The organism is Bartonella sp. AA86SXKL (genome assembly GCF_042196885.1).
In genome coordinates, this window is the sequence record NZ_JBHIRE010000269.1 from 1 (window position 1) to 778 (window position 778).

Below are 778 nucleotides of genomic sequence, written 5' to 3' on the forward strand. Positions count from 1 at the left end.
GTCCTTTAAATAAGCTTCAGCCATATAAACAGCAGAAGCAGCTGGTGCATAATAAGCAGAACCTGTTTTTAACAAACTAATAACTTCTGCACCACCATCACGGGTACGTTGAATAATTTGATCAATCTTTTCTTGCGTCGTCCAGCCCATTTTCACAAGATCGGGTAGAGAAATACCACCAACGGTTGAATAACGCACCAAAGGCACCATTGAATCACCGTGTCCTCCTAAAACGAATGCAGTCACATCTTTAACAGAGATCTTAAATTCCTCTGATAAGAAATGACGAAAACGTGCTGAATCGAGAATACCAGCCATACCAACCACTTTTTGTGTTGGAAGACCTGAAAATTTTTGCAAAGCCCAGACCATTGCATCAAGAGGATTTGTAATACAAATAACGAACGCTGAAGATGCATATTTTTTAATCCCCGCACCAACTTGTTCCATTACCTTTAAATTAATGCCCAAAAGGTCATCACGGCTCATACCGGGTTTTCTTGCAACACCTGCTGTTACAATAACAACATCGGCACCTTCAATCACCTCATAGGAATTAGCACCGGTTAAACTGACATCAAAACCGTCAACTGGTGAAGATTCGGCGATATCAAGAGCTTTACCTTGTGGTATACCTTCTGCAATATCAAATAAGACGACATCACCAAGTTCTTTAAGTCCAATTATGTGTGCTAAAGTACCCCCAATCATACCCGAACCAATAAGAGCTATTTTCTTTCGTGCCATTTTATTTTTCCTAACATTAGATAATTTAGCG

Annotated in this window: 1 protein-coding gene; it reads right to left on the reverse strand. The window is 39.8% G+C overall.

Annotated elements, in window-relative coordinates; genetic code table 11:
* The coding region (locus ACFIO5_RS11465; RefSeq protein WP_375705478.1) for a malate dehydrogenase at nt 1-747 on the reverse strand (747 nt) is incomplete at its 3' end.
* Nucleotides 748-778 lie beyond the last annotated feature (31 nt).